The sequence below is a fragment of the Arthrobacter sp. zg-Y820 genome (assembly GCF_030142155.1).
Lineage (GTDB): Bacteria > Actinomycetota > Actinomycetes > Actinomycetales > Micrococcaceae > Arthrobacter_B.
In genome coordinates this window covers 537,003-557,378 of sequence record NZ_CP126247.1, presented here as the reverse complement: position 1 = coordinate 557,378, position 20,376 = coordinate 537,003, and the positions used below count along the sequence as shown (strand labels likewise).

Annotated in this window: 21 protein-coding genes and 1 pseudogene; 12 read left to right on the top strand and 10 right to left on the bottom strand. The window is 67.4% G+C overall.

The genetic code is table 11. The annotated features are described in order from the left end of the window. Positions 1 to 2: 2 nt before the first annotated feature. The gene (locus tag QNO08_RS02565; RefSeq protein WP_229968192.1) at positions 3 to 545 is read left to right on the top strand and encodes a hypothetical protein; all 543 of its coding nucleotides are present in this window, start codon (positions 3 to 5) and stop codon (positions 543 to 545) included. A gap of 183 nt (positions 546 to 728) precedes the next feature. Here QNO08_RS02565 and QNO08_RS02560 read toward each other — a convergent pair whose 3' ends face one another. After that, the gene (locus QNO08_RS02560; RefSeq protein WP_229968190.1) at positions 729 to 2,399 is read right to left on the bottom strand and encodes an FAD-binding dehydrogenase; all 1,671 of its coding nucleotides are present in this window, start codon (positions 2,397 to 2,399) and stop codon (positions 729 to 731) included. A 264-nt stretch (positions 2,400 to 2,663) separates the two neighbouring features. Here QNO08_RS02560 and QNO08_RS02555 point away from each other — a divergent pair, with 264 nt between their 5' ends. Further along, the gene (locus tag QNO08_RS02555; protein ID WP_229968187.1) at positions 2,664 to 2,810 is read left to right on the top strand and encodes a hypothetical protein; all 147 of its coding nucleotides are present in this window, start codon (positions 2,664 to 2,666) and stop codon (positions 2,808 to 2,810) included. Positions 2,811 to 2,873: 63 nt separating this feature from the next. Here the strand turns inward: QNO08_RS02555 and QNO08_RS02550 are convergent, their stop codons facing one another. Both QNO08_RS02550 and QNO08_RS02545 read right to left on the bottom strand, forming a co-directional pair. Beyond that, positions 2,874 to 3,110 (bottom strand): YegP family protein, encoded by a 237-nt coding sequence (locus tag QNO08_RS02550; RefSeq protein WP_229968185.1) that lies wholly within the window; start codon positions 3,108 to 3,110, stop codon positions 2,874 to 2,876. Positions 3,111 to 3,217: 107 nt separating this feature from the next. After that, positions 3,218 to 4,204 carry an asparaginase gene (locus QNO08_RS02545; RefSeq protein ID WP_229968183.1) on the bottom strand — a complete coding sequence of 329 codons (987 nt, stop codon included), beginning with the start codon at positions 4,202 to 4,204 and terminating at the stop codon, positions 3,218 to 3,220. Between the two features lie 108 nt (positions 4,205 to 4,312). On the opposite strand from QNO08_RS02545, the pseudogene QNO08_RS02540 reads away from it, so the two are divergent. The 3 genes and pseudogenes from QNO08_RS02540 (at position 4,313) to QNO08_RS02530 (ending at position 5,811) form a co-directional block, all read left to right on the top strand. After that, positions 4,313 to 4,785 (top strand): annotated as a pseudogene (locus QNO08_RS02540) (very short patch repair endonuclease). Positions 4,786 to 4,797: 12 nt separating this feature from the next. Further along, the gene (locus tag QNO08_RS02535) at positions 4,798 to 5,484 is read left to right on the top strand and encodes an HAD family hydrolase (protein ID WP_229968181.1); all 687 of its coding nucleotides are present in this window, start codon (positions 4,798 to 4,800) and stop codon (positions 5,482 to 5,484) included. A gap of 36 nt (positions 5,485 to 5,520) precedes the next feature. Next, positions 5,521 to 5,811 carry a hypothetical protein gene (locus QNO08_RS02530; RefSeq protein WP_229968179.1) on the top strand — a complete coding sequence of 97 codons (291 nt, stop codon included), beginning with the start codon at positions 5,521 to 5,523 and terminating at the stop codon, positions 5,809 to 5,811. Between the two features lie 55 nt (positions 5,812 to 5,866). Here QNO08_RS02530 and QNO08_RS02525 read toward each other — a convergent pair whose 3' ends face one another. The 3 genes from QNO08_RS02525 to QNO08_RS02515 form a co-directional block, all read right to left on the bottom strand. Further along, the gene (locus QNO08_RS02525) at positions 5,867 to 8,263 is read right to left on the bottom strand and encodes a Tex family protein (RefSeq protein WP_229968249.1); all 2,397 of its coding nucleotides are present in this window, start codon (positions 8,261 to 8,263) and stop codon (positions 5,867 to 5,869) included. A gap of 66 nt (positions 8,264 to 8,329) precedes the next feature. Beyond that, the gene (locus QNO08_RS02520) at positions 8,330 to 8,623 is read right to left on the bottom strand and encodes a helix-turn-helix domain-containing protein (RefSeq protein ID WP_229968177.1); all 294 of its coding nucleotides are present in this window, start codon (positions 8,621 to 8,623) and stop codon (positions 8,330 to 8,332) included. Continuing rightward, positions 8,623 to 9,120, bottom strand: a complete 498-nt coding sequence (locus QNO08_RS02515; RefSeq protein WP_229968175.1) for a DUF2975 domain-containing protein — start codon at positions 9,118 to 9,120, stop codon at positions 8,623 to 8,625. Before QNO08_RS02515 ends, QNO08_RS02520 begins: the two co-directional genes overlap by 1 nt. A gap of 189 nt (positions 9,121 to 9,309) precedes the next feature. Here QNO08_RS02515 and QNO08_RS02510 point away from each other — a divergent pair, with 189 nt between their 5' ends. Further along, entirely contained in the window at positions 9,310 to 9,759 is a 450-nt protein-coding gene (locus tag QNO08_RS02510) for a hypothetical protein (RefSeq protein WP_229968173.1), read from the top strand. 82 nt (positions 9,760 to 9,841) lie between these two features. On the opposite strand, the gene QNO08_RS02505 is transcribed toward QNO08_RS02510, so the two are convergent. Continuing rightward, the gene (locus tag QNO08_RS02505) at positions 9,842 to 11,611 is read right to left on the bottom strand and encodes a 3-ketosteroid-delta-1-dehydrogenase (RefSeq protein WP_229968172.1); all 1,770 of its coding nucleotides are present in this window, start codon (positions 11,609 to 11,611) and stop codon (positions 9,842 to 9,844) included. Positions 11,612 to 11,860: 249 nt separating this feature from the next. On the opposite strand from QNO08_RS02505, the gene QNO08_RS02500 reads away from it, so the two are divergent. Beyond that, positions 11,861 to 12,550, top strand: a complete 690-nt coding sequence (locus tag QNO08_RS02500; protein WP_229968164.1) for a DUF998 domain-containing protein — start codon at positions 11,861 to 11,863, stop codon at positions 12,548 to 12,550. A gap of 20 nt (positions 12,551 to 12,570) precedes the next feature. Here QNO08_RS02500 and QNO08_RS02495 read toward each other — a convergent pair whose 3' ends face one another. Then, a complete protein-coding gene (locus QNO08_RS02495; RefSeq protein ID WP_229968162.1) occupies positions 12,571 to 12,867 on the bottom strand; it encodes a DUF503 domain-containing protein in 297 nt (98 codons plus the stop codon). Between the two features lie 88 nt (positions 12,868 to 12,955). On the opposite strand from QNO08_RS02495, the gene QNO08_RS02490 reads away from it, so the two are divergent. Together QNO08_RS02490 and QNO08_RS02485 are read left to right on the top strand one after the other, a co-directional pair. Further along, positions 12,956 to 13,432, top strand: coding sequence for a DUF2243 domain-containing protein (locus QNO08_RS02490; protein WP_229968160.1), 477 nt, complete (start codon positions 12,956 to 12,958; stop codon positions 13,430 to 13,432). 2 nt (positions 13,433 to 13,434) lie between these two features. Next, on the top strand, positions 13,435 to 14,235 hold the full coding sequence (locus QNO08_RS02485) for a cytochrome c oxidase assembly protein (protein ID WP_229968158.1): 801 nt from the start codon (positions 13,435 to 13,437) through the stop codon (positions 14,233 to 14,235). 39 nt (positions 14,236 to 14,274) lie between these two features. Here QNO08_RS02485 and mmsB read toward each other — a convergent pair whose 3' ends face one another. Continuing rightward, complete coding sequence (gene mmsB, locus QNO08_RS02480; RefSeq protein ID WP_229968157.1) at positions 14,275 to 15,210, bottom strand: 3-hydroxyisobutyrate dehydrogenase; 936 nt, start codon at positions 15,208 to 15,210, stop codon at positions 14,275 to 14,277. Positions 15,211 to 15,358: 148 nt separating this feature from the next. Then, on the bottom strand, positions 15,359 to 16,798 hold the full coding sequence (locus QNO08_RS02475; RefSeq protein WP_269439255.1) for an MFS transporter: 1,440 nt from the start codon (positions 16,796 to 16,798) through the stop codon (positions 15,359 to 15,361). Between the two features lie 163 nt (positions 16,799 to 16,961). Here QNO08_RS02475 and QNO08_RS02470 point away from each other — a divergent pair, with 163 nt between their 5' ends. The 3 genes from QNO08_RS02470 to QNO08_RS02460 all read left to right on the top strand — a co-directional run bounded on the left by QNO08_RS02470 (position 16,962) and on the right by QNO08_RS02460 (position 20,310). Next, positions 16,962 to 18,197, top strand: a complete 1,236-nt coding sequence (locus tag QNO08_RS02470; protein ID WP_229968155.1) for a type III polyketide synthase — start codon at positions 16,962 to 16,964, stop codon at positions 18,195 to 18,197. Positions 18,198 to 18,319: 122 nt separating this feature from the next. Beyond that, a complete protein-coding gene (locus QNO08_RS02465; RefSeq protein WP_502866868.1) occupies positions 18,320 to 19,063 on the top strand; it encodes a class I SAM-dependent methyltransferase in 744 nt (247 codons plus the stop codon). After that, entirely contained in the window at positions 19,060 to 20,310 is a 1,251-nt protein-coding gene (locus tag QNO08_RS02460) for an FAD-dependent oxidoreductase (protein ID WP_229968153.1), read from the top strand. Before QNO08_RS02465 ends, QNO08_RS02460 begins: the two co-directional genes overlap by 4 nt. Positions 20,311 to 20,376: the final 66 nt, after the last annotated feature.

Below are 20,376 nucleotides of genomic sequence, written 5' to 3'. Positions count from 1 at the left end.
GCATGTCCGAACAACCGCAGAACAATAATTTCAACTACAACGCCTACCCCGGGGGCCAGAGTGCTCCCCCGCCCGCCTCCATCCCGGCGCGTCCGAAACAGGTGGACATTTCATTCTGGCTGCTTATTGCCTCGCTGGTTCTTTCAATCATCAGTGTTCCGTTTGGCATTGCGGCACTCAATTCACCCGAAGCCCGGGCGACGGCGCAACGGCAGCTGGAGGCGCAGGGTGCCGCCGTCGATCTTGATGCCGCCATTGCTGCCGGAACAATCTTGGTGGTCGTGATTGCCGTCATCAGCGCGGTGGTGACTTTGTTGGTAGCCATCTTCATCCGCAAGGGCTACAACTGGGCCCGGATTGTCCTCACCGTTTTTGCCGTGATCTCCCTGCTGAACTTTACGGACCTTTCCGCCGCCAATCTGGTGGCCATCGTCTCCACCCTGCTGACGATTGCGGCCACCGTGCTGCTGTACCTGAACCCGGCACCGGCGTACTTCAACCAGATGAAGCAGTATCGGTTGAGCAAGAAATTCGCGCAGGGCTAGCAGCGTAAGGCCCGCAGCAGAAGGCCAGCCGCAGGCAGCCCGCCCGGTTGATCGACGGCGAGATCACAACCGGGCGGGCCGTCGGCAGCCACTCACCGACCTTGTTAACCCCAGCCACCCACCAGCCGGTCACCAGTTGGCTCACCGGCCGCCGCTCACCGGCCGCCGCTCACCAGCCGCCGCTCATCGGCCGGCGGCCCTCCCGGCGGCCCGACCGCTGAACAGGCAGCCGCCAAGGAACGTTCCTTCCAGGGACCGGTAGCCGTGCATCCCTCCGCCGCCGAACCCTGCGGCCTCGCCCGCAGCAAACAGGCCGGGCACCGGCTCGCCGCCGGCACCCAGCACCCGTGAGTCCAGATCGGTTTCCAACCCGCCCAGCGTCTTGCGGGTCAGCACGGAGAGCCGCACCGCGATCAGCGGTCCGGCCTTGGGATCCAGGATCGGACGCGGCGGCGCTGTCCGAATAAGCCGGTCACCCAGATAGTTGCGCGCCCCGCGGATGGCCGTCACCTGGCTGTCCTTGCTGAACGGGTTCGCAACTTCCCGGTCCCGGGCTTCGAGCTCTTCGCGCACCGCTGCGGCAGACAACACCGGAGCACGCCCCTCAGTGGAGACCTTCGACAGGGCATTCATCCCCGCAACCAGCTCCTCGACTGAGCCGGCGGTGATGAAGTCTTCCCCGTGGTCCAGGAAGTTTTGCACCGGCCCGGGCACCCCGGCCGTGGCCCGTCCCAGAACATCCCGCACGGATTTACCCGTGAGGTCCGGGTTCTGTTCCGATCCGGAGAGCGCGAACTCCTTCCGGATGATCGCCTTGTTCAGGAGGAACCAGCTGTAGTCATGACCGGTGGTACGCAGGTGTTCAAGCGTGCCCAGCGTGTCAAAGCCGGGAAACAGGGGAACAGGCAGCCGGTTTCCCGCCGCGTCCAGCCAGAGCGAGGACGGGCCGGGCAGGATCCGGATTCCGTGGTTCGCCCAAACCGGATCCCAGTTCTTGATGCCCTCCACGTAATGCCACATGCGGTCCGGGTTGATGATGCGCCCGCCGGCCGCTGCGCCGGCGGCGATGCCGTGCCCGTCCACATGTTCGGGCACACCGCTGAGCATGGTTCGCGGCGGACTGCCCAGCCGCTTCGGCCACGCGGCCCGCACCAGGGCATGATCGCCGCCGATTCCACCGGTGGTGACCACGACGCCACCGGCCGCGAACTCGAATTCCCCCACGGCCGTGCGGCTGGTCGCGGTGCCGCGGGCCGCCGTCGTCGGCTCCAGCACGCTGCCGCGGATTCCGGTCACGACGCCGTTGGTCACCGTCAGTTCTTCCATCCGGTGCCGGAAGGCCAGCCGGACGCGTCCGCGGGCGACGCCGTCGCGCACCTTCGCTTCGAAGGGCGCGGTGATCCCCGGTCCGGTGCCCCAGGTGATGTGAAAGCGCGGCACGGAGTTGCCCGGGCCCGTGGCGCCGTAGCCGCCGCGCTCGGCCCAGCCCACGACGGGAAAAATGCGGTGTCCCATCCCCTGCAGCCAGGCGCGCTTCTCTCCGGCGGCGAAGTTCACGTAGGCCTCCGCCCAGCGGCGCGGCCAATAGTCCTCCGGCCGGTCGAAGCCGGCCGTGCCCAGCCAGTCCTGCCAGGCCAAAGCCACGGAATCCGTGATCCGCAGCCGCCGCTGTTCGGGAGTGTCCACCAGGAACAGTCCGCCGAAGGACCACCAGGCCTGACCCCCGAGACTGGCCTCCCCCTCTTGCTCCACCAGGATGACCGAGCGGCCGGCGTCGATCAGCTCTGCGGTGGCCGCCAATCCCGCCAGTCCGGCACCCACAACAATGACGTCCGCATCTTCGCTTGGCTGCATCCGGCTCACGCTACCCGGCCCTCGGGCCTCTGGCTAGGGCGAAAACCGGGCGCATGGCCGCCGGGCAGCCGCCCTGTGCCCGTCCTGGCTGCCGTGCTCCCCGACGGTTCTCCGGCGGCTCTTCGCCTTTCCGCGGGTCACTTCGCCGTTGCCCCTATCAGCGTGGGGCGGCGCTTCCTAAACTGGGCCTATGGGGCCGCTCCTGAACAGAGGGCTGCCCGCCCGCAGACCCGGCGTCCACCCCGACCTGACTGGAGAAGAGCCATGACTGAGAAGGAAACCCCCGCCGCCGACGACAAGGACCGCACCCACAACGAGGCGCCGTCGGAAGGCGATGCCTCGGAACAGCCCGAGTCGCAGCGCCAGCACGCCCAGGAAGCCGCGGAGGGCGACGACACTGATCAGAAGTAGCAGTCAACAAACAAAAAGGCCTTGCGTTCCAAGTGGAACCCAAGGCCTTTCTGATGGACCCGCTTAGGATGTCCGCGCCCTTCCGTCATTGCGGCTGGCGTCGCCCAGCACATCGGCGTCGGAGCTTTGGTCGACCACCGGACCGGTGCCGGCAATCTCCCGCATCAGCTCAATGCCTGCAACTGCCTCCTGCTTGGTGGGGAACATCGCCGATACCGCCATCAACGCACCGTCACCGGAAATGAGCTTGATCCGGAACGCGCCGTCATGAGCGTCGACCAGCTTGAAGTAGCCCGACATCTCTTACCTCCTTGTAAGGGGTACCACCTGTGTCGTTAATAATAAGTCAGCTTAGCGGTGCGGGACCACCCGGTGCACAAATCGGTCGGTTCGATTCCGCGGCACGGTCAGGAGGAGTTCGAACCCGCCGGTGAGGCAGTCAGGACGTGCTGGATCTGTTCGGGCGTGGCCGGCTGCGAGGTGAGCAGCGCCGCGAGGATGCGGGCCTGCGGCGGCTTCAGGTCGCCGGCGGGAAGTGCCCCGGCCCGGACCAGGTCGATGCCGCCCCCATCACCGAAGGTGGGAATCACGGGTCCCTCCGGCACCCGGGAACTCAGGACAACGAAGCATCCCGCCCGCACGGCGTCCTGTACCGCTTCGGTGAACCCGGGTCCGGCGTTGCCCAGCCCCGTTCCGGCCAGGACCACGGCATCGGCTCCGGCGTGGACGGCATGGGAAAACAGATCCGTTCCGGTGCCCACGGAGCAGTCGATGATTTCCACACGCGCCGCGTCGAAGGCCTCGTTTGGCAGCGGCAGCGGAGCCGGACGGAGCGGGCGTGCGGTCACATGCAGGCTGTCGCCGATGAAATGGGCCACCTCGGTGCCGCCGGCAAAGGGGTTCGCAGCCAGGGTACTGGCATAGCGCAGGCCCCTGGCTGAGCGGACCACCCCGCCGAAGGACACCAGGACGCCGGTATCCCGCAAGTCGGGTGAGGCCGCCGCGTTCACGGCCTCCTCGAGGTTGTGCGGGCCGTCCGGGGAGGCGCTGTCCAACGGCCGGGAGGACCCCGTAAACACCACCGGTTTGGGCGACGCATGCACCAGATCCAGCAGGAAGGCGGTTTCCTCCATGGTGTCGATGCCGTGGGTAATGACGACGCCGTCCACCGTGGAATCCAGCAGTGCGTTCCGCGCAGCCTGCGCAATGACCCTCAGATCCGAGAGCTGCAGCCGGTAGCTTCCGCTGACCATCAGGTCCCGGACCGTCACCGTATGCCTGCGCGACAGCGTACTGATGAGCTCCTCAATGCGCTCCGACGCCACCAGGCCGCCTCCCCCGGTGCTGCGGGACGCGATGGTTCCTCCGGTGCCGAGAATTCGAATCGATGCCACTGGCCAACCCTTCACCCGTCTCGCCTTTCCAGCCAACGTAGGCCGCTGCCGCTGGCGCTGGCTAGGGGGCAGGGTTTCCGGGCACCCCTGCCTGCCTAGACTGGGTTCATGGCCGATACCGTCAGCGCTGAGCAGCGCAGCCTGAACATGTCCCGGATCCGGAGCAAAAACACCAAGCCGGAGCTGTTGGTCCGGCGTCTGCTCCATGCCGCGGGTACCGTTTCCGCCTGCACGGTGCGGCGGGCGGAAGGCTGCTGCCCGGAAAGCCGGACCTGGTGTTCGCGTCGCGGCGCAAGGTCATTTTTGTCAACGGCTGTTTCTGGCATCTTCACAGCTGCCCCGCCGGCCAGCACGCACCGCAGAACAACAGCGAATTCTGGGAGCAAAAGCGCAGCCGGACCGCCCAGCGCGACGCCTCGGCCATCCAGTCCCTCGCTGCTGCCGGATGGGAATCCCTCACCGTGTGGGAATGCGAGCTCAAGGATCGCTCGAGCTTGGAGGAGCAGCTCTTCGAATTTCTTGGGCCGCGAAATAGACTCAAACCAGGGCATTCCACCCTCACACCCCAGCACCCCCGCTAGGAGGAGAAACACATGGGCAGCAGCAGCGCGAAGCGCGGAGTACTTTTCGACGTCGACGGAACCCTGGTGGATTCAAACTATCTGCATGCCGTTGCCTGGTGGCAGGCCTTTCGCCGAATGGACCATGATGTCCCCATGTCCGCGGTGCACCGGGCCATCGGTATGGGCGGAGACAAGCTGGTGGAACATCTGCTCGGTGACGGCCGGGATCAGGACCAGGATGAAATGCTCGATGCCGCCCATGGGGCCATCTTTTCCACGTGGTGGCCTTCCCTGCGTTCCTTTGACGGCGCCCGCGACCTGCTGCTGGCCTGTGCAGGCAAGGACCTGACAGTGGTGCTCGCTTCCTCCGCCTCCGGTGCGGAGCTGGAGGTGCTGCGCGGAGTCATCGATGCCGACTCGGCCATCAGCGCCGCCACCAGCTCAGCGGACGCGGAGGCATCAAAGCCAAGCCCCGACATCCTTTCGGCAGCGCTCGATTCCGCAGGGCTCAAGGCAGAAGACACCGTGTTTGTGGGCGACTCGGTGTGGGACGTGAAAGCGGCCGCCGACTTGGGCATCCCCACGATTGGCCTGCTCTGCGGCGGCACCAGTGAGGCTGAACTGCGCGAGGCAGGTGCCGAGGAGATCCGGACCGACCCCCGCGAGCTGCTCGACACCTTGGATAATTCCCTGCTGGGAAAGTTGGCCAGCCGTTAGGCTTTTGAGGATTGATCCATCGCAGAAAGGCATCCCGTGACCACTGAACCCACCGGCCCCGCCAACAACGAGGACGATCCCCTGGGCCCCAGCGCGCCCCAGCCCGAGCCCACCGGCGATCCGCGCCGGCCCGGCCAGTCCGCACACAGTGCCGGCAACATCCGTGAAGCCCAGGGCACCTCCCCCGGCGGGACTGTTCCGGCCGGGCATTCCGGTTCCGACAATTCCGGTTCGAACGACTCCGGTATGAACGACTCCGGTTCCGACGACGACGGCGCTTCGGCGCCCGAGGACGCCCTGGATCAGCCGGAGTCATCCGACGGCTGAGGGCGGCTGAGGGCGGCTGAGGGCGGCTGATGAGGGCTGAGGCCCGCTGAACGGGTTAGGCCAGGCCCGCCCGGCGCAGCGCTTCGGCCATCGGCCCCTGCGCGGCCGGAGCTGCCGGCGGACGACGGCGGCTGGTGCCCGGGACCGAGGTGCCCGCCTTGTTGCTGCGCTGGGGAGCCGTGCCCTTGCCGGTGTTCGCTCCGGCGTCGTTTCCGCGGGCTCCTGCAGCAGCGGGCTTCCCGCCGCTTCGTCCCTGGTTCCGAGCAGGCCGCGGAGCGGCGGCAGCGGCGTCGTCGTCCAGGCGCAGTGTCAGGGAGATGCGCTTGCGCTCCGGATCCGCCTCCAGCACCTTGACCTTGACCACCTGCCCGGACTTCACCACGTCGCGCGGGTCGGAGATGAAAGTGCTGGACATGGCGGAGATGTGCACCAGTCCGTCCTGGTGCACCCCGACGTCCACGAAGGCGCCGAACGCGGCCACATTGGTGACCACCCCGTCCAGCACCATTCCCGCACGGAGATCGGTGATTTTTTCCACCCCTTCAGAAAAGGTCGCCGTGCGGAAGGCGGGACGGGGATCCCGGCCCGGTTTGCGCAGCTCCGCCACGATGTCCAGGATGGTCGGCAGCCCCGCGGAGTCATCCACGAACGCCGACGGATCCAGGTTCTCCAGCGCCGCACCGGCGGGACTCATCCGGGCTCCGGTCGCAGCGAGGATGCGGCGGGCGATGCCGTAGGACTCCGGATGCACGCTCGAGGCATCCAACGGTTCGGATCCGGCGGTCACCCGCAGGAAACCGGCGCACTGTTCAAAGGCCTTGGCACCCAGCCGGGGCACCTTTTTCAGGTCGGCCCGGCGGGCAAAGGGACCATTTTCGTTGCGGTACGCCACGATGTTCTCGCTCAGCAGCGGTCCGACGCCGGCCACCCGGGTCAGCAGCGCCGGTGAGGCTGTGTTGACGTCCACGCCCACGGCATTGACGCAGTCCTCAATCACCGCGTTCAGGGACCGCTCCAGTTTCGCCGTGCCGACGTCGTGCTGGTACTGGCCGACGCCGATCGACTTCGGATCGATCTTTACCAGTTCAGCCAGCGGGTCCTGCAGCCGGCGGGCGATGGAGACGGCGCCGCGCAGCGAGACGTCCATTCCCGGCAGTTCGGCCGAAGCCAGGGCCGACGCTGAGTAGACCGACGCCCCAGCTTCGGAGACCACCAGCTTCTGCAGCCCGGCCGCCGGCAGCAGGCGCATCAGCTCGGTGGCCAGTTTGTCGGTTTCGCGGGACGCGGTGCCGTTGCCGATGGCGATCAGCTCCACCCGGTGCTGCTGCACCAGGGCCGCCAACCGGGCCAGCGCTTCATCCCATTTGCGGGCCGGGGCGTGCGGATAGACGGTGTCGGTGGCCACTGCCTGTCCGGTGCCGTCCACCACTGCCACCTTGACGCCGGTGCGCAGGCCGGGGTCCAGGCCCAGCGTTGCACGGTTGCCGGCCGGAGCAGCCAGCAACACATCGCGCAGGTTTGCCGCGAAGACGCGGACCGCCTCGGCTTCGGCCTCGGTGAACAGCCGCACCCGGAGGTCGATGGAGAGCTTGGCCAGGATCCGCCGCCATGCCAGCTGCGCGGTCTGCAGCAGCCAGGCGTCCGCGGGCCGGCCGCGGTCTGCGATGCCCAGGCTGGCTGCCACCGCCCGCTCATACTTGAGCCGGGCCGCGGCCAGCGCCGCGGTGTCGGCGGGATCGGCTTCTGCGAGGCCCAGATCCAGGATGCCTTCCTTCTCACCGCGCAGCAGCGCCAGCACCCGGTGCGACGGCATGCCCGAGGGCGACTGGGCAAAGTCGAAATAGTCGGCGAACTTCTGGCCTTCGGCCTCCTTGCCGGCCTTGACCTCAGAGCGCATCCGGCCCTGCTTCCACAGCCGTTCGCGCTGCTCGGTGAGCAGGTCAGCGTCCTGGCCAGCCCGTTCCACCAGGATTGCCCGCGCTCCGGCGAGCGCCTCAGCGGCGTCCGGAACGGCGTCGTTCACGTAGCCGGCGGCGGCGCGGTCCGGGCTGAGCAGAGGATTGGCCAGCAGGGCGTCGGCGAGCGGTTCCAAACCTGCCTCGCGCGCAATCTGGGCCTTGGTGCGCCGTTTGGTCTTGTACGGCAGGTAAATGTCCTCGAGCCGGGACTTGGTGTCCGCCGCGCTGATAGCAGCATCGAGCTGCGGCGTCAGTTTGCCCTGGCTGTCGATGGCTTCCCGGACCGCCACCCGGCGCTCCTCGAGCTCCCGCAGGTACCGCAGCCGCTCATCGAGTTCACGCAGCTGCGTATCGTCCAGGGTGCCGGTGGCTTCCTTGCGGTAGCGGGCGATGAAGGGCACCGTGGATCCGCTGTCCAGCAGGTCGACGGCGGCACGCACCTGCCAGGCGGCCACGCCGAGCTCCGCGGCGATCTGCGCACAGACCCGCTCGATGGCCTGGCTGGAGGACTTGGACTCTTTGGGCTGTACCGGGGAAAGACTCACCCGGCCAATTGTTCCTTACCTGCTGCGGGTTCGGTCAACTATGGCCCGCTGGTGCGTGCCGCGCAGGTCACCGCCGCCGCCGTCGCCCGCGGGGTCCTCCCCCTCGTCGGGCTCCCAGCGCAGCAGGTCACCGGGCTGGCACTGGAGCACTTCGCACAGCGCCGCGAGCGTGGTGAAGCGCACGGCTTTGGCGCGACCGTTCTTCAGGACCGCCAGGTTGGCAGGGGTGATGCCGATCCGGTCCGCCAGCACGCCGACCGGCATCTTGCGTTTGGCGACCATGACGTCGATGTCCACGATGATCGGCATCAGATCACCTCGTCCAGTTCGGTGCGCAGCTGGGTTGCCTCGGCATTGATGGCCACCGCCTGGGCGAGCAGGGCCCGCAGCACCAGGACGATCAGGGCCACCCCGGCAACGGCCAGACCCGCGCCTCCGATCAGCAGGACAATGCCCGGAGCCACCCCTTCGCCCGGCGCCAGGACGATACCCAGCGCGAACAGAAGCAGCGCGCCGGCAGTAACCGCGCCGATCACGACGTCGACGTAACGGAAGGCCGCTGATGAGAACACCGTGCCCCGGCGCGCCATGGTCAGCAGGCGCCAGACGCTAACCAGAACCACCTGCACGGCAATGATGCCCAGGACGACCAGAACAATTACCGGAATCCGCACGGCATCGGCGCCGGGGCCCGCTTCTGCCAGGTCAATGGCGAGCAGCGGCACCATGAAGGCCTGCACAAACAGGGTGCCGGCCAGCACGGCCGCCAGCACCAGGCGCAGTGTGAGGATGGTTAGCTTTCCCATGACAGCAGCTCACTCATGACGGTCTCCTCCGATTGAGCAACAGATCCGATTGAGCAACAGAAAAAAGTTATCGATAATCGAGAGGGAGGGCAAGGGGTACCTGCTAAGCGCAAGGGATTCCGGCTGAGTACCTGGCACTCCGGTGCGTCGCAGCGGCGTGGAGGCCCCGCCCCGGGCTAGGGTGCCGACATGGACAACAGCGCAACACCGGACCCAAGGCAGGGCTGGAATGACAGTGTGCGGATCCGCGAGGTTGGCGGCCCGCCCGGCGGGGAGAAGGAGCGGTTCGCCCCGGAGGCCGACGACGGCGCGGCGGGCATCGAAATCCGGCCGCCGCGCCGTTCCAGACCCTTTCAGGCGGCGTGGATCCTCACGGGCATTCTGATCGGCATCGGGTTCCTGTGGATCGGTGGCGCCTTTGAGAGCGCAACAACTTTTGGCTATTCCTACTCCGTCGACCCTGAAACCGGGCAGCAGATCCCGCCCGACATGCCCCCGTTGACGGTTCAACTGCGGAACATCGGATACGCCGCCCCGACGATGCTGCAGACCGGGGTCGCGTCGGCTGCGGCCCTGCTGATTCTGCAGGGACTCCGCCGAGCGCGCGAACACCAGCCGGCCCCGGACCGCACACCGTAGTTCCAAGCACGGCTCCGGAACGCGACTGGACGTACCCGGCTACCGCCTGCCCGGGCCATGGCCGAGGCAGGCGGTTTGAGGGCTAGGAGACTCCGGCAGGCTCCTGGCCGGACTCCGGAGCGGCTGAGGCATCCGCCCCGGTTGCCGCCGGGCGGGACTTCGCCTGCTCCGCGGCGTCGTGCGCAACGACGTAGCCGTAGACCAAGCCCTGGCCAATAGTGGCGCCGGCACCGGGATAACTCTTGCCGAACACGTTGGCTGCCGTGTTGCCGATGGCGTAGAGGCCGTCGATGGCCGATCCGTCCTCAGCCAGCACACGCCCCCGCGCATCGGCGGTGACGCCGCCGCACGTGCCCAGGTCGCTGAGGACAACCTTGATGGCGTAGAACGTCTTGCCGCCGAGCGGCCGCAGATTCGGGTTGGGCTTCACCGTGGGGTCCCCGTAGTACCGGTCGTAGGCACTCGAGCCGCGGTGGAAGTCCTCATCGACACCGGCGCCTGCCAGTTCGTTGAAGCGCGCCGCAGTGGCGGTGAAGGTTTCTGCCGGCACGCCGATGCTCCGCGCCAGTTCGCCCAGGCTGTCCGCCTTTGCGGCGATTCCTGCCTCGTACCACTTCTCCGGCAGCGGCATCCGCGGAAACAGGCCCCCGGCCAGGATGTAGCTGTTGCGGTATTCCTGGTCGAACACCATCCACATGGCGCCGACCGGATTGCCCTCGCGCTCGCGCTTGAGGACCCGCTGGCCGAAGGACATGTAGTCCTGGGCCTCGTTGACAAACCGCTCCCCGCCGCCGTCGACAATAAAGGATCCCGGCAGCGAACGCTCCGCCAGCATGACCGAGGGTTTCCCGCCCGGCACCGGCGCGACGGCGGGGAACCACCAGGACTGGTCCATCAGGTCAGTGCCGGCACCAATGTCCACGGCTGCCTTGATCGCGTCGCCGGTGTTTCCTTCGGCACCAAAGCTCCAGGCCTCCAAGGCCGGAGACTGGTGCTGATGACGCATCGCCATGTCGTGGTCGAACCCGCCGGCTGCCAGCACCACACCCTGCCGGGCGTGGACTGTGACCTCCCGGCCGTCCTGCTGCAGGACGGCGCCGATCACCCGGCCGTCCTCGGTCGTCAGCCGCACCAGCGAGGTTTCGGTCCACACCGGAACGCCCGCGCGCAGCACCCCGGCGAACAAACCGGCAGCGAGCGCCTGGCCTCCGGCCACGTAGTCCCGGCCGCGGGCGCGGCCCGCGTAGCCCTGCACCAGGCGGGTGACGGCGGTGGGCAGCCCCTTGAGCGGCACCTTGGACATCAGGTTCAGCCACCGGTAGTCCTTGCCCGTGATGGGCATGGGCAGGGAGGATTCCATGGTTCCGCCGCGCAGCCGCGCCCGCTCCTCGCCGAGGGTGTTGGCATCAAAGGGGCGGCACTCACAGCTGCGGCCCATCGCCGATCCGCCGGATTCCTCCGGATGGTAGTCGGAGTATTCCTTGTCCCAGAGAAAGGTCATGGGGGTGGCCCGCCGCAGCATTTCCAGGGTGGCGGTTCCGTTGTCCAGGAAGGTCTGCCACCGCTCCCGCGATGAGGTTCCGCCCACAACGGCGTCGACATACGCAGTCGCCCGCTCGGGGGTGTCAACGGCGCCTGATTCCTGCAGGACGGGATTGTTCGGAATCCAGAAAGCGCCGCCGGACCGTGCGGTCGAGCCGCCCACGAATCCGGTCTTTTCCACGATCAGGACGGAGGACCCCAGCTCCGCGGCGGCGATGGCCGCGGCCATGCCGGTTCCCGAGCCGATGACCAGCAGGTCGACGGTGGTGTCCTGGGCAGTGTGCCGCCGGGCCGGTACGGGTTTCGCCATTGAAATCTCCTCATTGTGCTCAATATGGTGCGCGGCCTGCCTTGGACCGGCGGCCGCAGTCATTTCTTGCCGTTTGTGCACCCTAGCGCGAATATGACATGAAACACAGTTCTAGAATCTGTGTTCGCCGGCACCCGAGTGTTGACCGGATGCGGCGCCCTCCCTCGTGGAGCCGCCACCGGCTCCGGCTGACACGCTTCCTACCGACACACTTCCGGGCGATGCGCGCCGCACTTGTAGGCTCGGCGCATGACAAAAATCAGGTGGGGTGCCCTGTGCTGGATTCTGTGCGCCCTGACGTTTCCGGCACAGATCATCGCGGCCCTCCAATGGCCGCAGGCGTACTCCTGGTCCTCGAACCTCATCAGCGACCTCGGGGTTACCTCCTGCGGAATCTTCGATCCCGGTACCGACGTCGAGCGGATGATCTGCTCGCCGTGGCATCTGCTGGCGAACGCGTCCACGGTTGCCAACGGGCTGCTCATTACCGCCGGGTCCCTCCTCCTCTGGTCCGCTTTGCCCAAGCGCCGGCCGGGACATTGGGCAATGGGCCTCCTGGCGGCCGGCGGAGTGCTGGTGGCATGTGTCGGCCTGCTCCCCTGGAATCTGCAGCCCGAGGAACATGACGTCGCCGCCCTGCTGCAGGCCTTGTTCCAGTGGGCCGGAATGATCGTTCTTGTTTTCGCCGTCCGCGGCGAGGCCCGGTACCGGAAAATCGCCGTCGCCACCGCCCTCGGCACACTGGTGTCGATTGCGGGGTTCATGGTCTTCATCAACGGCCTCGGCGGCGGGCAGACGCCGGGATTGGGCCTCGGCACAGCGGAACGGCTTGCCTTTGATTCGCTGACGCTCTGGGGCGTGGCCGTCGGCTGCCTGCTTCTTGGCATCCGGCAGGGTGCAGCCAGGGTGGAAACCGGCGCAGTATCCGCCCGGTCCTGACCTGCGGCAGTGGCTGACACCTACTCGTCGTCGGTATTGAACACCCGGCGGCGGGCACTGAGCAGCTCCGTGTCCGGCCGGGAGGCCACCAGCCGTTCGACGGCGTCAAGCACCTCAGTGATGTGCGCAGCGGAGGACGAGACCAGGCCGATGCCGATCTCGGCCCGCCGGTGCAGGTCCAGCTGTCCGGTTTCCGCCACTGACACGTCGTACTTGCGCCGCACCTCGGCCATGATCGGACGAATGACTGAGCGTTTGCCCTTGAGCGAGTGCACGTCTCCCAGCAGCAGGTCGAATTCAAGAACTCCCATCCACATGGGCCCATCGTGGTGCACCACCGCCTGCCGCGCCAGCCGGGCACTGGGCACCGGGCACCGGCCGCGGCGAAACTGCTAAATTCGCTGTATGAGCACGTCCAGCAGAGCCCCTGTCCGTCCGCGCCGCCGCAACGTCCTCTCCGGAGTCTTGGTGGGCATCGGAATTGCCGCCTTCGTGGATGAGGTCATCTTTCATCAGCTCCTGCAGTGGCACCACTTCTACGACAAGTCCACCACCGCCGTCGGGCTCTTCTCCGACGGCCTGTTCCACGCCTTCGGGTGGTTTGCAGTGGTGGCCGGGCTCTTCCTCTTTGCCGATCTCCGCCGCCGGGCCATTCTGCTGCCCGCCCGCTGGACGGGGGCCGTCCTGCTGGGTGCCGGCGCATTCCAGTTGTACGACGGAACCGTCCAGCACAAGCTCATGGGCCTGCACCAGATCCGCTACGACGTTCCCCTGCTGCCCTATGACGTGCTCTGGAATGCCAGTGCCGCACTGATGATCCTGATCGGGGCGGTCCTGCTCTACCGGACCCGGCACGCTGTGGCAGCACCGGCCGGGGGCTGACCATGCAGGGCCACGGGCACGGCGGCTTCAGCACCGAACTGCTGTTCCTGATTCCAGCCGTCGCGGCCGCCGCTGCCTACTGGGCCGGAGCGCTTTCCGCCAGGTCACGGGGATGGCCGCTGCACCGGGCACTCCTGTTCACGGCCGGCGTCGGCGCGGTTCTGGCCACCGTGCTTGATCCCCTGGCGACCCGGAGCCACCAGGATTTTGCGGTCCTGGGCGGAGCGCACCTCCTGGCCGGCATGCTGGGCCCGCTGCTGCTGGTGCTCTCCCGTCCGGTGACGCTGGCGCTGAGAACCCTGGATGTGGTGCCGGCCCGGCGGCTTGCCGGCCTGCTGCGCAGCCGTCCGCTGCGGTTCCTCACCTTTCCGGTCACGGCGGCCGTCCTCAATGTGGGCGGGATGGTGCTGATGTTCCGCACCGGCATCTTTGCTGCCATGCAGGATTCGCAGCCCGTTCACTGGCTCGTCACGTTCCATCTGGCCGCGGCCGGCTACCTCTATACGGCCGCGCTGGTGGGCCGTGACCCGATGCCGCACCGCGGCGGCATCAGGCTCCGGGCGGCGGTACTCGTTGCGTCGGCTGCCGCCCACAACGTCCTGGCCAAGTCCCTGTACGCCGATCCGCCGCCCGGCGTGCCGCAGGCGGCTGGCGAAGCCGGCGCCTTGGTCCTCTATTACGGCGGCGGCCTAGTGGAACTGGCCCTGGTGATCCTGCTGTGCCGGCAGTGGTACGTCTCGGCCCGGCCGGGCAAACCTGTCGCTCCCTGGGCCGATCCCGGGTCCGATCAGCGAGCCCGCTAAATACTGGCCGGGCGCCAGACGGCACCGGCTTGCCTGGCGTCAGATGCGGGTAGCCGTCGCGTCAGGTGCGGGTGCCGTGCCGGCGGCCAGGGTACCGTCCACCAGCTGGACGATCATGGAGCAGTCCCGGGAGGACTGGCCGGCATCCACCAGCCGCTGGAAGAGCTGTTGCACGTGTTCGCCGATTTCCAGCGGGGTTCCGGTGTCTCGGGCGGCAGCGATTGCCAAGTTGATGTCCTTGTTGGCCAGCTCGGCGGTGAAGGTGGGGGCGAAGTCGTTGTTGGAGGCGGCGGATGCCACTACGCCGGGAATGGGGTACCAGGTGCGCAGGGCCCAGCTGTCGCCGGAGGAGACCGAGGCAATGTCCCAGAACACCTGCTTGTCCAGGCCGAGGCGGTCGGCGAGGACCGCGCCCTCGGCGGCGCCGGCAAGGTTGATGAACAGCATCAGGTTGTTGCAGATTTTCGCGGCTTGGCCGGTGGTGGCTCCGCCGGTGGGGATGATGTTGCCCGCCATGGGCTCGATGTACCCGGCTGCGTCCTGCACCGCGTCAGCCGCGCCGCCCACCATGAAGGTCAGGGTTGCGGCTTCGGCTCCGCTGATGCCGCCCGAGACCGGCGCATCCACAAAGCGGAAGCCGGCGGCAGCGGCGGCGTCGTGCAGCGCCTGTGCTGACTCAATGTCGATGGTCGACGAGTCCACCAGCAGCGTGCGGGTGTCAGCGAGCGCCAAGACCCCCTGCTCCCCCAGATACACGGCCCGGGCATGATCGCCCTTGGGCAGCATGGTGAAGACGACGTCGGCACCGGCCACGGCATCGGCGATGCTGTCCACGGGCTCCACACCGTGATCCCGGGCAGCAGCCACCGCTGCCGGGCTGACGTCGTAGCCGCGGACGGCATGTCCAGCCTTGACCAGGTTGGCCGACATGTAGCCGCCCATGTTTCCCAGACCAATCCATCCCACTGCAGCCATGATCGAAGCTCCCTTGCTTAGTCGGCGCCTGCGTGCTGCAGGTCGCAATTAGAATGTCACTCCGCCGCAGCACGTTCAAGGGAAGAGTGCGTTCAGGAAAAACGCCGTGCCGGTCGCGGCGAAGACAGCGACCGGCCGGTCGCTGTCGTTACTCTGTCTTGGTTTTGGTGCTCCTGGTTTTGGGGCTCTTGGCTTCGGCGCTCTTGGATGCAGCGAGCAGGTCAGCCGTCCCCTGCGCGTCGGCAGCGTCCACGTCCTGCAGCGAAATGCCGTTCGTTTCGCGGAGCACGAGTACGGCGACGGCAGTCACTGCGCAGGCGCAGAGCAGGTAGATGGCCACCGGCGTGGAGGAGCCGTACCGCTCCAGCAACGCGGTGGCGATGATCGGCGCCAGGGATCCGGCGACAATCGAGGTCACCTGATAACCGAGCGAGACGCCGGAATACCGCATGCGGGTGGGGAACATCTCCGCCATGATGGCCGGCTGTCCCGCGTACATCAGGGCGTGGAACAGCAGGCCGATCGTCACCGCCGCCAGAATGACCAGGTCATTGGCGGTGTCCATCATGGGAAAGGCGAAAAAGCCCCACGTGGCACCCAGCACCGCGCCGGCAAAGTAGACCGGGCGCCGTCCCAGCCGGTCCGACATCAATCCCACAAGCGGTACGGCACAGAAGTGGATGAGGTGCGCCACGAGCAGCAGCAGCAGGATCCGTGAGGTGTCCACCCCGACGACGAGCCTGAGGTAGGTGATGGAGAACGTCACGACCAAGTAGTACAAAATGTTCTCGGCAAACCGCAGGCCCATGGCGGTGAAGACACCGCGCGGGTACCGCTTGAAAACTTCGACCACCCCGTAGCCCTTGGCCTCCTCCTCCACTTCCTTCTGCGCTTCGAGGAAGATCGGCGCATCGCTGACCTTGGTCCTGATGTAGTACCCGACCAGCACGATCACCGCCGAGAGCCAGAACGCCACCCGCCAGCCCCAGCCCAGGAACGCGGCTTCGGACAGGGTGGAGGACAGGACGAACAGCACGCCGGTGGCGAGCAGGTTGCCCATGGGCACTGCGGACTGGGGCCAGCTGGACCAGAAGCCGCGTGATTTGTTGGGGCTGTGCTCTGCCACCAGCAGGACGGCGCCGCCCCATTCCCCGCCGACGGCAAAGCCCTGGATGAACCGCAGCAGCACCAGCAGTGCGGGAGCCCAGTAGCCGAGCTCGTTGAATCCGGGCAGGCAGCCCATCAGGAAGGTCGATACGCCCACCAGGATGATGCTGAGCTGCAGCAGCTTTTTGCGTCCCAGCTTGTCGCCGAAATGACCGAACACGATGCCGCCGATGGGCCGGGCCACGAAGCCTACGGCGTAGGTCACAAAGGCGGCGATGATGCCATCCAGCTCGGTGTTGGCATTGGGAAAGAACAGCTTGGCGAACACCAGTGTCGAGGCGGCCGCGTAGAGGAAGAACTCATACCATTCCACTACGGTGCCGGCCATGGAAGCCGCGACGACCTTCTTCAGCCCCTCGGGCGCCGGCTGCCTGCCGCCGTGTGCCTGGGTTCCGCCTGGCCGGGGAATTTCACTACTCATGGGATGCTCCTCCGATGTCTCCGTTGACATTGCACATCGCATCCTGGCTTTCAGGGCAGCTGATGGTGATAAGAGTATGGCGGCATACCGGAGTCCGCTCAATGCCCAGTTTCCAGCAGACCCCGCCATTGTGTCCTGCCAAACAATCCCCTAAGAATGGAGCATGACGGTTACCCTCAGATCACTGGAACTAGCAGTCCCGCCCACTGTGTTGGTACAGACCGAAGCCCGTGATGTGTTCGCCGCCCAACCCGGCCTCACCCGGCTGGGGCAAAGGCTGGTGACCACCTGCTTCAATTCCGCTGCCATCGACACCCGGCGAACGGCCCTCGCCGAGCTGTCGCTGTCCTACCGGTCCGATAATCCGCTTTTCTTTGATTCCGCGTCCGGCAACATGCTCAGTCCCAGCACTAAAACCCGCAATGATATTTTTGCCGCCGAGGCCACTAAACTTTTCATCGAATCGGCCCGCAAGGCCGTTGAAGCCTGTGAAGGCATCGGTCCCGAAGACATCACGCACGTCATCACCGTCTCCTGCACCGGATTCTTCAACCCCGGGCCGGATTACAAAGTTGTCCGCGCGCTGGGCCTGAATCCGTCCGTGCAGCGTTTCCACCTTGGTTTCATGGGCTGCTATGCGGCGTTTCCCGCCATGCGGGCAGCGAAGTCCTTCTGCGAGGCGGACCCCGAGGCAGTCGTTCTGGTGGTCACCGCCGAGCTGTGCTCCCTGCACGTCCGCACGTCCAATGATCCGGACACCATCATGGGTTCCTCCCTGTTCGCCGACGGCTCCGCGGCAGCGGTCATCACCGCCCGCGACCTGCCCGGAAACGCGCCGGGGATCCAGCTCGACCACTTCGAAACCGTCCTGACTCCGGTGGGCGAGGAGTCGATGGCCTGGAATATCGGGGACGAGGGTTTCGAGATGGTGCTGGGCACCTATGTGCCGCACATTATCGACGACCACATTGTCGGTGCCCTGGAGCCCCTGCTGTCCCGCGATCCTGCAGTTTCCGGACTGGCGTACCGCGACATTGAGCACTGGGCCATTCATCCCGGTGGCCGCAGCATCTTGGACAAGGTGGAGGCCAAGCTCGACCTGACGGAGGCGCAGCTGGTTCCCGCCCGCGAGACCCTGCGCAACTGGGGCAACATGTCCAGTGCGACGGTGATGTTCGTGCTCAAGCACATCATGGACCAGCCTTTCAACGGCGGCAACGAACGCATCTGCTCCATGGCGTTTGGCCCCGGGCTGACTGTTGAAACCGGACTCTTCACGCGCATCGGCGGACCGGTAAACCCCGCGCCGACAACCGCCGCAGAACAGGAAAATACGCTGGTGCAGGCAGCCGCGGCGGCACCGGAGCCGGCAGCGGTGCCGGCCCCGGCGGTCGTGTGAGCGGCCCCGGCGGAGGGATGAGCGGGCCCGGCCGAGGGGTGAACCGCGCCTTCCCGGGGCGGGTGCCAGGCTCATCGGCTCAGGGCTCGCCAGCGCCGGGATTCTTGGGCCGGGACTCTCTGGTGCAGGGGCCCCTGGCGCGGCGGCTCACTCCGCCGGGTCTGCGAACCCTGACGGAACGCACCCCGGACGCCGTGGAGGAAATGGACCGGCCCGACTGCAACCCGGTGAAGCTGCAGCGGACCTATGCCCAGTTCTGGCTCATCAATTCCGTGGTGTCCGGGTGGCGGCGCAACTATGTCCGGTATCTCCGCCCGCAGTTCGCGGCCGGCCGCACCAACTCGCTGTTGGACATCGGCTCCGGCGGCGGCGACGTTCCGCGGATGCTTGCCCGCTGGGCCCGCCGCGACGGCCTGCGGCTGGAAATTACCGGGATCGATCCCGATTCCCGTGCCCATGCCTTCGCCTCGTCGCAGCCGGCGATGCCCGGTCTCAGCTTCCGCCGCGCGTTCAGCTCCGAACTCGTAGCGGAGGGCCGCAGCTACGACGTCGTGATCTCCAACCACGTCCTGCATCACCTCACCGACGAGCAGTTCCCGGCCCTGCTCGCTGATTCGGAGGCACTTGGCACCGGGCTGAGCCTGCACAGCGACATCGAACGCAGCCGGTGGGGTTATGCCCTGTTTTCGGCGGGCACCCTGCCCTTTTTTCCGGGCAGCTTCATCCGGCAGGACGGGCTCACCTCGATCCGGCGCAGCTACACGGCGGCCGAACTGGCGGCCGCGGCGCCTCCCGGCTGGCGCTGCCTGCGGCACCGGCCCTGGCAGAACCTGCTGCTGCATATGCCGTCCGGGAACAAGCCGTGACGGTGCTGCCGCTGCCGTCCGCCGTCGTCGTGCCCCGTCCGGTTACCGAGGTGGCGGTGGTGGGCGGCGGACCGGTGGGAGTTTTCCTGGCGGTGCTGCTGGCCCAAGCCGGAGTGAGCGTCCAGGTGCTGGAGCAGCGCAGCGACCGGTCGGCGCATTCGCGGGCCATTGGCATCCATCCACCGGCGCTTGAGGCGCTGGCGGCCGCCGGGGTGGCCGGAACGATGACCGGCGAGGGGGTGCAGATCCGCCGGGGCGAGGCCCGAAGCGGCGGACGTTCCGTGGCCGCCCTGGACTTTTCCGCGGCCTCCGCCCGGTTCCCCTATGTCCTGACCCTGCCGCAGCTGCGCACCGAGGCAATTCTGGAGGCAAGGCTGCGGGAGTTGGATCCGCAGGCCCTGGTGCGCGGGGCGAAAGTGGAGAACCTGCACGACGACGGGCGCCGGGTTGTCCTGCACGGCTCCGCCGGCGGTGCGGGGATGGGCGGTCCGGGGCCGGGCGGCGGCCCGGGGCCGGGCGCCGGTCCGGGGCCGGGCGCCGGTCCGGAAGCGTGGCAAGTCTCGGCCCGGATCGTTGTCGCCGCCGACGGCGCCCGGTCCGGCGTGCGCCGGCTGCTGGGCACGCCGTGCCGGACCCGGGAACTGCCGGACACCTACCTGATGGGCGACTTCGCCGATACCACCGGCGACGGCGGAGTGGGTGTGCTGTATCTGGAATCCGGGGGCATCGTGGAGTCGTTCCCGCTGCCCGGTGCCGTCCGGCGCTGGGTCGCCCATACTGACACGCTGCTGGCCGGAGCCACGGCCGGGGACCTCTCGGACCTGATCGCCGCGCGGACCGGGGTGCGTCCCGATCCGCTGTCGAACACCATGCTCAGCGCCTTTTCGGTGCGGACCGGGCTGGCCCGGGAACTGGTGCGCGGGCGCACGGTGCTCATTGGCGACGCAGCCCATGAGGTCAGCCCGATCGGCGGACAGGGCATGAACCTTGGCTGGCTCGATGCCGCCGCCCTCGCTCCGATCATCGCCGCCTCGCTGCGCGGAGACGACGTCGGTGCGGCGCTGGCGGCCTTCGGGCGGAACCGCCGCCGGGCTGCGGTCGTCGCCTCGCTGCAGGCCGAGTTGAACATGGTGCTGGGCCGCCCGTTGGCTCCGCCGCTGCTGGCGGTCCGCAATGCCGGGCTGTCCCGGATCTTCCGGCTGCCCGCCGCCGGCAACCTGGTGGCCCGCCGGTTCACCATGCAGTAAACGGCTCGAGCCCGGCCCCTGGACGGGGACCGGGCTCGAACATTGTGCTGTTATTTGCCTCGCCTG